Raw genomic sequence first — 14,537 nt, forward strand, 5'->3', positions numbered from 1 at the left:
AAATTATGCGCGTTGAGCGCTAGTCTGCTGTTCGTCAGTGGTTTTGGTTTTTAAGCCACTACTGGATTCTAAAACATAGTTTTTTGGCATAAAGCAATCTACCGAAGACTCCTGCATTTCTTTGTTAAACTGTTCAGGATAATCATCTGTCAGTAAACAGCCAGCTTCAAGGCTAGGGTATATTTCATCATAACGCTTTATTTCTGTTTGGCTTATGCGCCGATAAATATGCCCTCTGTTGATTGAGCTATGGTCAGTCAGGCCTGCTGAAGAGACTATATCTAAAGTGGCATGTACTGTTTCTTGGTGATACCTGGCCACTCGTTGGGCTTTGTCTTCGACCACGATGCCTTTGGCTAAATTCTTATCTTGTGTGGCAATCCCGGTGGGGCATTGGTTAGTATTGCACACTAAAGACTGCACGCATCCCAGTGCCATCATCATACCGCGAGCGCTATTACAAATGTCTGCACCTACCGCAATATTTCGCACTACGTGAAAGCCGGTAAACGTTTTGCCACTTGCAATGACTTTGATGTCTTTTTTAAGATCGAAACCTTGTAAAATATCGCAAACATACACAAGTGCTTCTCGAAGAGGCATGCCCACTGAGTTAGAGTATTCTAATGGCGCTGCACCTGTGCCACCTTCACCACCGTCTACAGTGATGAAATCAGGTTTTATGCCGGTTTGAATCATGGCTTTACACATCGCCACAAATTCACTTTTTTGACCTATACAAAGTTTGAAACCAATGGGTTTTCCGGCTGATAAATCCCGCAATTGTTGAATAAAATCCATCATTTCAAGAGGCGTTGAGAATGCACTGTGTCCGGGAGGTGAGTCGACGCGGGTACCTGGTTCGACTAATCTTATTCGTGCTATTTCAGCGGTATTTTTATCCGCAGGAAGAATACCACCATGACCTGGTTTAGCGCCTTGTGATAATTTTATTTCAATCATCTTTATCGATTCTTTTTGGGCCACTTGCTTAAACGCTTCAGGATCAAAATTTCCCTGATTATCACGGCAACCAAAGTACCCCGTACCGACTTGCCATACGATATCGCCGCCATTCTCGAGGTGATAAGGGCTAACGCTGCCTTCTCCAGTATTGTGATAAAAGTTACCTAGCTTTGCGCCTTTGTTTAAGGCGCGAATGGCGTTTGCACTTAACGACCCGAAACTCATAGCTGATATATTAAATACACTGGCTTCGTATGGTTGTTTGCAATCTGGACCACCAACCTTAACTCTTGGTTCAGGCTGCTTTTCGTCGTAATGTATCGCGCCTACTGAATGGCTTATCCATTCATAGCCAACATTTTGTGTTTGTAGTTTTGTTCCATAGGGCAGGGAGTCTAATTGACCCTTTGCGCGTTGGTATATAACCGAACGAAACATACGATTAACAGGCACTCCATCAGTTTCTGATTCAAAAAGATACTGGCGCAGAAAGGGTCTTATATCTTCCATTAACCATCGCCCGTGACCGACTATGGGGAAATTTCGTAACAGTGCATGTTTGGTTTGAAATATATCGTAAAAACCAACAACGGTTAGGGGGATAAGAATAATGAGTCCCCATGTAGACGCTGACCATAAAACGCTGGCAAGGATTAACAGCCCCCAACTTAAAAAACAAAATACATAAAATGCTAAACGCATGATTTTCCCCATTCAACACTAAACCACTATTTTGATTAGGATAATGTTCAGTGAACTAGTTTATAACGTCAACCTGAGATTAGATTGAACTTCTTCGATAAGTGTCTTGGGAACATGGTGTTCTTTGGCTAACTTTTGCCATTGTGACACCTGTTCTACGACCTCATCTATGATGCGATCAATTTTTCGTTTATTAAAAATTGGACTTAACTGAGCGAAGGAATATAAATCCTTTCTATCAAAGTTATCACGCTTGCCATTTATAGACATCCAATGACTGTTGACCCATCTACTGCCTGGTTTGTAACTGTACGCTAAGTCATAGGCAGGGGCTAACGTCCATTGTTGCTGTTGATCAAACATAAACGAAATATTTTTTGCATGATCATCGTGATTTTTGGCCACCACATTGAATACCATTCTTCTGAATATTTGTTCGGCTTCTTTAGCAGATAACTTTAAGCTTCGGGCAACGTCAAATAACTCTGCATAAGAATAGATTCCCACTTGCTTAAAACTAACGTGAGCAAGTCCATTTAATGTTTGGACGTGGACTTTGTCATTGCCGATACGATCAAATCTTTGGGTGATAAAGTGTCGTCGTTTACCTTCGTTGAGCAAATAACAGGGCATCATATCTATTTGACTGGCCGTGGCCATTAAATAGTAAACGTATTCCATTGCCCCATAACCGGTGGGATCACCAAATGTTTCCTGGTTCTTATTGTGTTCACTTACCCCATCAAATTTCATTAAATAATGGCTGAACCCGTCTGGCGCATTAGTTTGTCCAGAACGCACTTGGGTAAAATCTGAATTAAATGCTAAAACCGCTTTCGGCCTTGCGCCACCAGCACTCATACCAACCGACATTAGCGCCATCATCGCTTCTTTGTCCTCATAACCTTGTTGATTCAAAGATACATTAAATTTGGACCTTTGATTGACAATGTCTTGGGCAACTTCCACGAGGTTTTCAACCTCAAGTTGCTGTGATGAGTTAAGATTTTTATGCCGGGTCGCTGGGGCAAAAGTTAGTGCGCCCATGCCGCGAGTACCTGTGTATTTTAAGCGTTGAAGAGGGGATATATCCTTTGCTGATTTCCCCTGCGAAGCAACCCATGCATTGATGACGGCATTACCAAAATCATCGGGTAGGGAGTCAGCAACCAATCCGGGGAGGCCTTTAAATGCGGCAAAGTCGGTTTCAGGGAAAGTATAAATCTGTTTTGATAAAGGCATTTTTAACGGTGACAATTGAATACCGGTTTTGATGAATGCCGGAGTGTACTCGAACGCGCCCAACTGTTTATCAGGATCATAGCTAACCGCACCAACTTGGTGATCCTGGTAATTCACTATGACTACCTCTTTTACCATGCCGGATCACCTTTTTTACTTGCTGGATTATTACCTGATGCTCGTTGTCTTTGTTGGCCTTGCCGTTTGGCTAACTGAATGGGGGACTCGGTTGGAATAGGAATAAACAGATCCAATTGTTTGCTCAATCCCAAGGCGACTAAAATAGCTACCACTGTTTCTAATTGAGCATGACCTTTTTCCGCGCGCATAACCACCTTTCTGGAAAGGCCTGTTTTATCTGCGATGTCTTGTTGCGTTAAATCAGCATTCAGGCGGGCTTGTTTCAAACGTTCACCTAAATCGGCTACAATCTCTTTTGTTTGCATAACTACCTAAAGTGATAAAAAGGACACATTAATAAACAATATACCAATAATGTCCCAATTTAATGACTTTATCAACATCTATCTTAGTATGCTTATTTTGGGACTTAACATGAATTATGTTTGTTAAAGTCCTATTTTTGGGACTTTATTCTTGGCTGGTTATAATCGGTTTTGATTAAAGAATTGGGTAATTGCGTTAGCATCTATATCAACACCATGATTTTCAAGCCAATGGATCGCATCTACCAGTGAAGAGAAAAACTGATAATTAACCTCGGCAGCTTGATAACCAGTAGATAATTGTTGCTTGATTGTATTACTGATATCAGAATCTAGAATCACTACTGCCACCGCTGTAATCCCCAGCTGCTTGCGTAAAAAGGTCTGCTTTTTAAACAAGTTATAAGTTGAAGGTGGAAATAAACTTTCTCCATATAAACAACTTAATTGCGCCCATGGACGGTTTTTATCAACCGTGTGGAAATTGTCAATCGTTTGCTGCAGTGAACCCTCTAATGCTTCATCATTCCATGGGCCTCGCCCACTAAAAAGTAACACTTGGCCACATTTTCCTATGACATGCTCACCATGTTTTTGCAAAATAACTGTCCCTTTAAATGCTTGTCTGACTAAGTTAAAACTATAGACCGGAAAAAGTAAAATTGTTATAAAAAATAACGCGAAATGTCACGAATAAATCTAATTATTGTTTTAAATATCAGTGGCTATTGCAATCTATCAAAAAGATAAACAAAAAATCTTGTTATCGTTTAAAAAAATAAAATGCAGGGATTGCAGTAACCCCTTTTTCTAAAATATCGTTACCATCCGCTATATGGATTTTAGGAGTTGGAGCGAAAACATCTCCATAGGAAGCACCAGTAACAACGACTTTTTCAGATAGCGATTTCTGTAACTCAATTGGTAATCTGCCGGTAAAAACAATTGCTTCTGGATCAAGTAGACTTTGGATGGCTTTGAGTGGGAACTTCATAGTTTCAACACATGCTGTTACCCAAGATTTGATGTTAGTGTCTTGATTGGCAATCGCTGCCTGAATTTTCTCAGGAGTGGCCTCTTCCCCCCAAACAGCACTCAAATGTTTGTAAAGTGATCCCAAGTTGGGCCTTAGTTGCGATTTATCGCTACTAAATAAGGTAGAAATTTCGCCAGCATTTCCAAAAGCACCATCGACAACCTCACCTTCAAAAACAAAACCACCACCTATATCTAGAGTAAACAGCATGAGATAGAAACTTTGCAGCGTAGCTCCTTTTTTAGTTAACGAAAAACCAATAGAGGCAGCGTTTCCGTCATTTTCTACAAAACAGTGTTGTTTGTATCGTTTTGCAAAGGTTTCTTGAAAATTAACAACAGACCAACCTTGCGGATCTTGTTGGGAACAAATACGGCCTTCTTCGTTAGTAAAAAATCCAGAAATAGATATACCTATCCCTAAAATATTAATTGAGGGATCTAACTCTGAAAATAATTGGTCGAGCATAGATAAGGCTGCTTTAATTGCTAGTTCTGCCGATAAGAATGTCCCATCTTTACAAAATCTAACGATGTTTGTGCGGTCGAGATCATCTAATAGAACTACCACTCTATCGTGTTCGAAAACCACCCCAACACTAGCAAAAACTCCGGGGATTAACGTCAAGTAAGTAGCTGGTTGTCCTCGCTGCCCAGCGATTTTTGAGTGCTCTTCAACTATGCCAAGGGATATTAAGTGCTTAGTCAGTCTCGTTAAAGTTTGATTAGATAATCCCGTTGCCTTGGCTATTTCCGCACGAGTTGCTTTGCGGTTTCTACGAATATTTTCAATTACTTTTTTATGGCTACTATTTAGCTGTTTTTCGATGTGCGAAATGGATGTTATTTGCTGTAGCGTTTGCAATGTAAACCCCTTGAAGGAAGTAAATGACGAAAACCAAGAACAATTAGAAATCTAGCCCACTGTATAGAATAACAATTAGGTAACTTAATTACCACCTTGATAATTAAGTTAATTGGCAGGTAAATAATACAAAACTCCAAATTAGTTATAACCTTTTGAATATTATTATTATTTTTGTAAATCCAAAATTATTTTTGAAATATTAAGTATTGACGTGGTAATTAATGGTTGACAATTTATTCTTGCGTGGCTAGTTTAAATACCAGAGTGGTAATTAATAATAAAAACACACTGTCAACATCGAGGAAAATTAATGAGCAGAACAAATGTTACTCCCAGAGCAAGTAAATTCAGCAAGGTCTCGACTGCGGTAATCTTAGGATTGTTAAGTAGCGCGTCTGCTAACCTTTATGCCCAAGAGTCAAGTGAAGGTGACGTTGAAGCCATTACGATTAAAGGTGTAAGAGGTAGCCTTTTAAAATCTCTTAATCAAAAACGATTTGCAAATAAAGTGGTCGATGTCATTACCGCCGAAGATATAGGTAAGTTTCCAGAAGCTAACCTGTCTGAAGCGATTCAACGTGTACCGGGTGTCACCTTAAATCGAAACCCTACAGGTGAGGGGACTGCAATTAACTTACGTGGTCTTGGTCCTGAATTCACCTCTACTGAAGTTAATGGAATGTTAGCGGGGGGTAGTGATGGTACTCGTGGCTTCTCATTCGAAATTTTTCCAGCTGAATTATTTAACAGTGTAGAAATATCCAAGTCAGTGACTGCAGATCAAGTGGAAGGCGGCATTGCTGGAAGCGTTTCTCTGTATACGCCAGATCCGCTAGCAACCAAAGATCAAGTGCTCAATGTTTCTGTTTACAATAACTACAGTGATAATACTGGCACAAACAGCCCAAAAGCGTCAGTAGTATTTAATCAAAACTGGGATGACACTTTTGGTATCAATGCCGCATTGGTGTATTCAGATACAGATATGCAGAATAATGAAGTACGTGGCAGTAGCCATAGTCCTTTATCAGCCGTTTGGACTGGACCTGACGTGGGCGAAGAAGGTGGTCCTACCCAAGAGCAACTTGATGCATTATATCCTCGTATTGAGAGTTTTGGTTATACTTCAGAGGAACGTGAAACCCTCGGCGCTGTATTAGGTCTGCAGTGGCGCCCTAATGATGATCTTGATATTAAAGCACGGGCACTTGTTGGTAAGATTGATGGTGATCGTGTAGAAACAATTTTAGATGCACCCTCAGAGAGTAATATTACCGCTGTTAGTAACACTGTGATTGAAAACGGTATAGCAACTCAAGCCACATTAACTGGTGTGCAACAACGTGTTGGTGCAAGACAAGAAGCGATTGATGAAGAGGTAAACCAGTTCACTTTAAGTGCAGATTGGCACATCTCTGATAGCTTGAAATTTTCACCCTATATTGGCCACTTTAGTCGCGAAAAGACCAACAGTAATGACTTGTTTTCATTTCGCAGAATGGAAGAAGACGGCAATTTCTATCCAGCTGATGTAAGTTACATTATGCGCGACAACTACTTAGAGTGGTCTACCCCTGATACTGATTTTGCAAGCAACCCTGAAGAATTTGTTGTTAACGTGTTCATTCGTCGTCCTCTTGAAACCAAGGACTCAAACAATACCTTGAAGTTGGATTTTGAATACGATAACGGCGACTTGATGAAAGTTGACTTTGGTTTGCGATTTACCGACAGAGAATTGGAACAACATCAAACCAGATCTGATATCAGGGCAGAAAGCTTCTTAGCTGATGGGGTAACCCCACTAAATCGTCGCACTGATTTACCTACTTTAGCGGATGTATATACTCCACTAGACCGTTTTAATGTAGATGGTGCAGGCTTTGCGCCATCGACGTTAATTGGTGGTGATCCTGCGCAAATTCTATCAACTTTCTTTAATGCAGATGGTTCGCCCATCGATGGTTTATACGAAGATGTAAACGAACCTTTTGAACTAATCAACAGCTTTGAATTGCAAGAACAAACCATTGCAGCCTATGCTCAAGCAAATATTGAAGTAAGTGAAAGTGTTACCTTAAGTACTGGCTTACGTTTTGTTCGAACCATTCAAACCATTGATTCGCAAGTGACTACGGATTCGTCTGATGTAAATGCGTTCAGCCCAGTTACCTTGAAAAGCGATTATCAAGAGATTTTACCGAACATGAACGTACGTTATGCTCTTAATGACGATATGGTGGTACGTGCGGCTTACTTTAAGAGTTTAACACGACCTGCGCTAGGTGAATTAGCTGCGTTTGAAAGCTTTAACGGCATCGATGAAGGCGGCGGTCTTGGTTCACGTGGTAACCCTGATCTGCAACCGTTTACAGCAGATAACTATGACATAGGTTTTGAGTGGTACTTTACTAGTGAAGCTGTAGCTGCGATCAATATTTTCTATAAAGATTTAGATGGTTTCATTGATACCTCATCTACGACTGAAATTAGAGAGTTTCCTAGACAAAGTGATGGTGTAATTGTAAGTGGACCTATTATCTTTACCCAACCTGCAAATGGCGTTGGTGCAACCATTACCGGTATTGAGTTAGCTTATCAATCTAGACTCGGATTCATCAGCGAATCCTTAGACGATTTTGGTCTGTTGGCAAACTACACAATGATTGATAGTGCCGCGCAATATTCAGACGAAGGTGACGTGCGTAATTCTGGTTTACCTGGATTGTCAGAAAGTAGTTACAACTTGGCCTTGTACTATGATGTCCCTAGCTTTAATGCGAGATTGTCTTATACATGGCGAGATGAATATTTGGTGGAATTTGCTTCAACCGCGGGTATTCCACAATGGCAAGAAGAGTATGGACAGCTTGACTTTTCCGCCAGTTACAATGTGACTGATGCACTGCAAATACAAGTGCAAGGGTTAAATCTGTTAACTGAGCAAGAAGTGAATCGTTCGGTTCAAAATACCCCGTACGATCTTGCACAAATCGATAGAAGATTTGTTATTGGTGCCAGATACTCGTTTTAATAACGAAAATTAGGTTAAGGAGCATCATAAGATGCTCCTTATTTAAGCCTACCAATCTAAACTATCAACTCTAAGCCAATATTTCTTACCGAGTGAATTATCATGCCAGTGTTCGGTTTTTCAATAAGATGCTTTGTCATTGTTTGCGCATTATTGGTAAATGCGTGTTCCACTCCAGTGCAGACTAAAACTGGCTTGCCAGTAGCATTTACTGATGCAACTCAAACAGTCATTTCGCCTGGACTAAGCTACTTTAAGGTGGATAGAGGTGAGCTATCTGGATATTTTGAATTGACCAGTTCAGTGATGTCTGTAACCGACGCTAACGCCTTAGTAGATGCATTGAACAAACATGTATCGAGACTAACGATAAATTCAAGAAGTCACAGTTTAAAACCTAAAATGATTGATCTGGTTGAACAGGCACCTGATGGCAGTGATTTAGGAAAGTTAGTTACAATTGGTCAGTTTAATACCTTAGCTGATGCACAAATTATGCAACAACAACTTGCGGCAATTGGTTTACAAATGCGTCCTTCACACAGTACCCAACGAAGTGGCGGTATGGGTAAACAAGAAATCAGTATTCTTAAATTAGTGCCTTCTCAATACACCGGCACTCTAACGTCGTCTTTAGCTAAGCAACAAATAACAGGTGTTGAAAAAGTATCGGAAATAGCTAAAAAAAATCTAGCGGTAGCTGCCGTCAATGGTGGTTTTTTTGCATTTAATTCAAGCCAAGGGATCATTGGCGATGTGGCAGGCTTAGCAGTAATTGACGGCATATTAGTTAGTGAAGCTGTGGCCGGCAGACCTGCTTTATTAATCAACAATCAACCCTCATTATCGGTTGAAATTTTAAATAATGTGCAATCTCAAATTAGTTTAACTGTTGAGGATAAAAACTTTTATGTAGATGGCATTAATCGTCTATCGGGTAAAATATTTAACTGTGGTTTCGGTCATCCTAAAGTTGTGGCAATACACGATTTTGTTTGTCACAAATCTAATGAAATCATTGTTTACAATCATTATTTTGGCAATCTTCATCCGGTGTTAAGCAACCGCGAGTTTCACTTTTTCGTGGATCAAAACAATTCTGTTTATTTTAATCGTCCGGATATGTCAACTTCTTTACCTGTTGGCCACCGTCTTGTTGTTGCTTCTGGTGATTCAGTCTCACAACTCGAAAAGTTTGTATCAACAAAAACAAAGGTAGTTATTAATCAGCAGGTAACTAGTGACTCAGGTGAACTGACTTTGCGCAAAGGTATGTATGTGATTAATGGTGGACCAACACTATTAGTTGATGGCAAGCAACCTATTTCTCAACGACGTTCGCAAGGGTGGGGAGTGACCCCTGTTAAAGGTGGTACCGCTGCTATTGATCATCGAGACGATATTTCTGAAGCGTTGCCAGAGAACAATCGAATCAACTTTTACCAAAATTGGGTTTTAAAGCGCCATCCTCGTACAGCGGTGGGCGTTACTAATACAGGCGATGTATATGTAGTAGTGGTTTATGGAAGAGATCCGTTTAAAAGCATAGGGGCATCTATTACTGAAATGTCAGAGCTTATGTTGGAGTTAGGTGTTCAAAAGGCGATCAATCTAGATGGTGGCGGTTCTAGTGTAATGGTTGTTAATGGCCAGATAACAGGAAAGCCATCGGATAGTAATGGGGAAAGGGCAGTCGCTGAAGCGTTGCTATTTACGGCGAAATAAAAGGTTTAGAAGTGGTAACGGGAATAACAAATACATTGAAAAAGAACTCAACACCAGGTGAATCCCTCATTTTAGGAATTGATGGTGGTGGTACTAAATGCAAAGCCGTTTTGATGTCACCAGATAATGTGGTTTTAGGTGAAGGTACTGCAGGGCCTGGAAACCCTGTTTATGGTATCGAGCAGGCTAAAGACTCTATTAAAAACAGTGCGCTCATGGCATTAAAACAAGCGGGTATCAGTCCAAGTGAATTGACTAAAATTCCGGTAGGGTTAGGTCTTGCAGGCGTAAACCTACCTAAGCATTACGACACCATTATGAAATGGCAGCATCCGTTCAGACAAATATTTTTAGCCACGGATTTATTGATTGCCAGTTTAGGTGCTCATAACGGGGGGGATGGCGCTGTCATAGTGACAGGCACGGGATCGTGTGGGTTTTCCTATGTGAATCAAAAGTCAACGATATTAGGCGGGCATGGATTTCCCCAAGGAGACAAAGGCAGTGGGGCTTGGTTTGGTTTAAGGGCGGCAGAACAGGTTTTACTGTCACTTGATGGATTAGGCCATCCAACCAAACTCGTTAACGTTATGCTGGAACAACTTAATGTGAAAAACAGCGAAGAGCTGACAGAAAAAGTTGCAGGTAAACCAGCATCATTTTTTGCTCAATTGGCTAATTGCGTTTTTATTGCGGCAAGTTCAAAAGATGAAATAGCAATTTCTATTGTTCAAGAGGGAGCAGGTTACATTAACGGCATGGCTGAAAAGTTAATGAATACCCATCCTCCCAGAATATCCCTTATTGGTGGTTTAGGAACCTCATTGTTCCCATGGCTAAACAAAGCAATCCAAAATGCACTATCTGCTCCCTTGTCGCCACCGGAAGTAGGGGCTGTCTATTTTGCTAGACAAAATATGAATGGCTTCCCATCAGATAAATCAATTTCAATAGCTACATAAATAAGAGTTTTACATGACACAAACAATAATGGAAAAAGAAGCGCGACAAACCCCTAAAGTTATTCGCGAACAAATTCAGAAAAATCAAAAAACAGTCACAAACATTGCCAATAAGTTGCACCAATTCAAACCTAAAATGGTGATGATTATTGGTCGAGGGTCGTCAGATCATGCTGGTGTGTTTGCTAAATATTTAATTGAAATTGAAGCTCAAATTCCGACCTTTGCTGCTGCACCTTCAGTTTCAAGTGTGTACAACAAACAACTGGTCTTGGATAATGCTTTAGTGATTGTTATTTCGCAGTCTGGACGCAGTCCCGATATATTAGCTCAGGCAAAGATGGCTAAAAAAGGCGGAGCATATTGCATTGCTTTGGTGAATGATGAAAGCTCGCCATTGAAAGATATTGTAGATGATGTTTTGCCTTTAAACGCGGGCAAAGAAGAGTCTGTTGCGGCAACTAAGAGCTACCTCTCAACTCTTTCCGCTCTTCTGCATTTAGTCGCAACGTGGACAAACAATCAAGGTTTACTCGATTCCCTGAATCAATTGCCTAGTTTACTTGAAGCAATCATTGATTCACCTTCACAATTAGCGCCCACAGATGTTGATAACGTCAATAACCTAGTTGTATTGGGACGGGGATTGGGTTTTGCGGTTTCTAAAGAAATAGCGTTAAAACTAAAAGAAGTCTGCAGTATTCATGCTGAGGCTTTCAGTAGCGCTGAATTTTTGCATGGCCCCATTACTTTGATAGAGCAAGGCCTAGCAATATTAGACTGTCTGGTTCTGGACGAAAGTGAAGCTTCTCATATTGAACAAATAAACGAAGTTAAACGACGAGGGGCACAGGTTCTGCATTTACACCAGAGTAAACTAGCTGCGCATCCGCGAATAGCTCCTCTGTTAGTCTTACAACGTTTCTATATTGATGTTGCTAAGCTTTCAACCCATCGCGGCTTAAACCCTGACGTGCCTTTGGGCTTGAATAAAGTAACCAAAACATTATGACGCAACAAATGAGATTACATGCCCAAAGATTATTTGATGGACAGGCATATCATACTGATCAAGTGCTTGTGATTGAAGGCGAAGAAATCATTGCAATCGATCAGGATATTTCACAGGTTGATACGGTGCTGAGCGGGCTAGTTGCCCCAGGATTTGTAGATTTACAAGTAAACGGCGGAGGCGGGGTATTATTCAATGCTCAGCCAACCCTAGACTCGTTAAAGACCATCTTCGCCGCTCACGCCCGTTACGGTACAACAGGACTATTACCCACGGTAATTACTGATGATATCGACGTAATGAATAGGGCGGCTGACGCAGTTGCGCAAGGGATTCGTCAAAATGAGCCAGGTATCTTGGGAATTCATTTTGAAGGTCCACATATTTCCACGATTAAAAAAGGTGCCCATAGTCAACAACATATTCGTCCGATTACAGATCAAGAGTGGACTCTGTTTAAACGTCAGGATTTAGGTAATATAGTTGTGACCTTAGCGCCAGAAGTGGTACCTGAGGGGCAAATTAAAGAGTTAGTCAGCTTAGGTGTGAAAGTTTGTATCGGGCATAGTAACGCTGACGGAATTACCACAAGCAAAGCAATACAATGTGGTGCCTCTGGATTTACCCATTTGTTTAATGCCATGTCGCCTATTTCTGCTAGAGAGCCTGGTGTAACAGGCGTTGCTTTAACATCTGAAACGACGCGTTGCGGACTCATAGTCGATGGACATCACGTGGATGATTTAAATATTCAATTAGCGCTCAAGACGAAACCTAAAGGTGGAATCTTTTTGGTAACCGATGCGATGCCTCCAGTTGGTTCAGATGCGACGGAATTTGATTTTTTCGACCGGCAAGTAACGGTAAGAGATGGACGATTAACATCTACTACCGGAGAGTTAGCTGGTGCTGCCATCGATATGGCATCATCGGTAAGATACTGTCATTTTAATTTGGGGATCTCTGTGGATGAGTCTATTCGCTTAGCAAGCCAATATCCTAAAGATTATTTGTCAGGCTCACCTATGCAAACCAATCCGAAAGTACAGCTTGCGCCAGGTAAAATCGCCAATTTCATTCAATTGGATGAGAAACTCGTTGTGCAGTCAACTTGGGTAAATGGTAATAAGGTGTTTTTTCAAGAAACAATGGCTAATGAGGTCTAACAATATGCAAACTATAACAACAAATAAAACCAGTACCCTTGTTCCAATGATCGTTGTTGGCATCTTATTTTTTATTTTTGGTTTCGTCACTTGGCTCAATGGCTCATTGATTCCATTTCTTCAATTAGTATGTGAATTAAATGAGTTTGAAGCTTTGTTCGTGACCTTTTCATTTTATATTGCGTACACAGTGATGGCCTTGCCGATGTCCATTATTCTTAAAAAAACCGGTTATCGAAACGGCATGGCGTTAGGGCTTGGGATCATGGCTGTTGGCGCACTGTTACATATACCAGCCGCTATTACTGCAAATTATGCTTTTTTCTTAGTCGCTTTGTTTGTGTTAGCTGCGGGGTTAACGATATTACAAACCGCATCTAACCCTTATATAGTTTATTTAGGACCTGTTGAAAGTGCAGCTATGCGCATTAGCATCATGGGACTGATAAACAAAAGTGCGGGTGTATTGGTGCCAATTCTGTTTACCTCTTTGATATTGTCTGACATGGGAGACTTTTCAGAACAAGCGCTTAGTGGATTGTCAGAGGTAGCCAAAGATCAGCGCCTAATGGAATTATCACATAACTTAATCGTGCCATATGTTTTAATGGCAATTGCACTCACAATATTAATCGCTCTGGTTAAATTTTCTTCATTGCCTGAAATTTCATCAAGCAATACTGAAACAGAAGAAAGCGTGAGTAAATCATCCATATTTCATTTCCCACACACAGTGTTGGGTGCAATTGCGTTATTTTTCTACGTAGGTGTAGAGGTGATTGCCGCAGATACGATTGGCCTCTATGGTTCTTCATTGGGTGTAAGCAACTTTGCTGCTTTAACCTCATTCACTATGGTCTTTATGGTATTCGGTTATTTAATCGGTGTTAGCTGTATTCCGCGCTTTATCTCCCAAGAGCGCGCTTTACTCGGCTCAGGGATTGCTGGCTGTTTGTGTATTTTGGGTATCGTCTTGTCTTCTACACAATCCACCAGTATTGCAGATGTATTGTGGGGATGGACAGGTATTCCGGTAATTCCTAACACTATTACGTTTGTGGCGTTAATGGGGCTGGCTCACGCGTTAGTGTGGCCATCTGTATGGCCTCTAGCATTAAAAGGACTCGGGAACTACTCGGCGCAAGGCTCAGCTCTACTGATTATGGGTATCTCTGGTGGTGCAATTTTACCTTTGTTATTTGGCAAAATCTCCCACGAAATAGGCGATCTACAGTCTGCTTACTGGATAGGTTTGCCATGTTATTTATATATTTTCTTTTACGCGATTCGTGGACACGCTATCCGCTCATGGAAGTAGCACGTTAAACCTTAACTATCATTAAAAAATAGGCTCAGTATGAAATGTAAAATAGGATTGC

Annotated in this window: 11 protein-coding genes; 6 read left to right on the forward strand and 5 right to left on the reverse strand. The window is 40.9% G+C overall.

The features are described from left to right. Positions 1-3: 3 nt before the first annotated feature. The 5 genes from KO530_RS11195 to KO530_RS11215 all read right to left on the reverse strand — a co-directional run bounded on the left by KO530_RS11195 (position 4) and on the right by KO530_RS11215 (position 5,256). The gene (locus tag KO530_RS11195; protein WP_216048483.1) at positions 4-1,668 is read right to left on the reverse strand and encodes an FMN-binding glutamate synthase family protein; all 1,665 of its coding nucleotides are present in this window, start codon (positions 1,666-1,668) and stop codon (positions 4-6) included. A 60-nt stretch (positions 1,669-1,728) separates the two neighbouring features. Further along, on the reverse strand, positions 1,729-3,048 hold the full coding sequence (locus tag KO530_RS11200; RefSeq protein ID WP_216048484.1) for a type II toxin-antitoxin system HipA family toxin: 1,320 nt from the start codon (positions 3,046-3,048) through the stop codon (positions 1,729-1,731). Then, positions 3,042-3,356 carry a helix-turn-helix transcriptional regulator gene (locus KO530_RS11205; protein ID WP_216048485.1) on the reverse strand — a complete coding sequence of 105 codons (315 nt, stop codon included), beginning with the start codon at positions 3,354-3,356 and terminating at the stop codon, positions 3,042-3,044. Before KO530_RS11205 ends, KO530_RS11200 begins: the two co-directional genes overlap by 7 nt. Positions 3,357-3,515: 159 nt before the next feature. Then, positions 3,516-3,956, reverse strand: a complete 441-nt coding sequence (locus tag KO530_RS11210) for a hypothetical protein (protein ID WP_252729104.1) — start codon at positions 3,954-3,956, stop codon at positions 3,516-3,518. A gap of 163 nt (positions 3,957-4,119) precedes the next feature. Then, entirely contained in the window at positions 4,120-5,256 is a 1,137-nt protein-coding gene (locus KO530_RS11215) for an ROK family transcriptional regulator (protein ID WP_216048486.1), read from the reverse strand. Positions 5,257-5,569: 313 nt separating this feature from the next. On the opposite strand from KO530_RS11215, the gene KO530_RS11220 reads away from it, so the two are divergent. The 6 genes from KO530_RS11220 (at position 5,570) to KO530_RS11245 (ending at position 14,476) form a co-directional block, all read left to right on the forward strand. After that, positions 5,570-8,293: a TonB-dependent receptor gene (locus KO530_RS11220; protein WP_216048487.1), complete on the forward strand. Its 2,724-nt coding sequence runs from the start codon at positions 5,570-5,572 to the stop codon at positions 8,291-8,293. Positions 8,294-8,470: 177 nt separating this feature from the next. Continuing rightward, a complete protein-coding gene (locus tag KO530_RS22235; RefSeq protein WP_216048488.1) occupies positions 8,471-10,018 on the forward strand; it encodes a phosphodiester glycosidase family protein in 1,548 nt (515 codons plus the stop codon). Positions 10,019-10,053: 35 nt separating this feature from the next. Next, entirely contained in the window at positions 10,054-10,980 is a 927-nt protein-coding gene (gene nagK / locus KO530_RS11230) for an N-acetylglucosamine kinase (RefSeq protein ID WP_252729105.1), read from the forward strand. A 13-nt stretch (positions 10,981-10,993) separates the two neighbouring features. Next, positions 10,994-11,992 carry a glucosamine-6-phosphate deaminase NagB-II gene (nagB-II, locus tag KO530_RS11235; RefSeq protein ID WP_216048489.1) on the forward strand — a complete coding sequence of 333 codons (999 nt, stop codon included), beginning with the start codon at positions 10,994-10,996 and terminating at the stop codon, positions 11,990-11,992. Then, complete coding sequence (gene nagA, locus KO530_RS11240; protein ID WP_216048490.1) at positions 11,989-13,158, forward strand: N-acetylglucosamine-6-phosphate deacetylase; 1,170 nt, start codon at positions 11,989-11,991, stop codon at positions 13,156-13,158. Before nagB-II ends, nagA begins: the two co-directional genes overlap by 4 nt. Positions 13,159-13,162: 4 nt before the next feature. Further along, entirely contained in the window at positions 13,163-14,476 is a 1,314-nt protein-coding gene (locus KO530_RS11245) for a sugar MFS transporter (protein ID WP_252729110.1), read from the forward strand. Positions 14,477-14,537: the final 61 nt, after the last annotated feature.

Origin of the sequence: Aliiglaciecola lipolytica (genome assembly GCF_018860635.1) — a bacterium.
Taxonomy (GTDB): domain Bacteria; phylum Pseudomonadota; class Gammaproteobacteria; order Enterobacterales; family Alteromonadaceae; genus Aliiglaciecola; species Aliiglaciecola lipolytica_A.

Excerpts from the sequence above, each read along its gene's own strand:
- KO530_RS11195 (WP_216048483.1), bottom strand. The coding sequence starts at position 1,668 with ATGCGTTTAGCATTTTATGTATTTTGTTTTTTAAGTTGGGGGCTGTTA.
- KO530_RS11200 (WP_216048484.1), bottom strand. The coding sequence starts at position 3,048 with ATGGTAAAAGAGGTAGTCATAGTGAATTACCAGGATCACCAAGTTGGT.
- KO530_RS11205 (WP_216048485.1), bottom strand. The coding sequence starts at position 3,356 with ATGCAAACAAAAGAGATTGTAGCCGATTTAGGTGAACGTTTGAAACAA.
- KO530_RS11220 (WP_216048487.1), top strand. The coding sequence starts at position 5,570 with ATGAGCAGAACAAATGTTACTCCCAGAGCAAGTAAATTCAGCAAGGTC.
- nagB-II (WP_216048489.1), top strand. The coding sequence starts at position 10,994 with ATGACACAAACAATAATGGAAAAAGAAGCGCGACAAACCCCTAAAGTT.
- nagA (WP_216048490.1), top strand. The coding sequence starts at position 11,989 with ATGACGCAACAAATGAGATTACATGCCCAAAGATTATTTGATGGACAG.
- KO530_RS11245 (WP_252729110.1), top strand. The coding sequence starts at position 13,163 with ATGCAAACTATAACAACAAATAAAACCAGTACCCTTGTTCCAATGATC.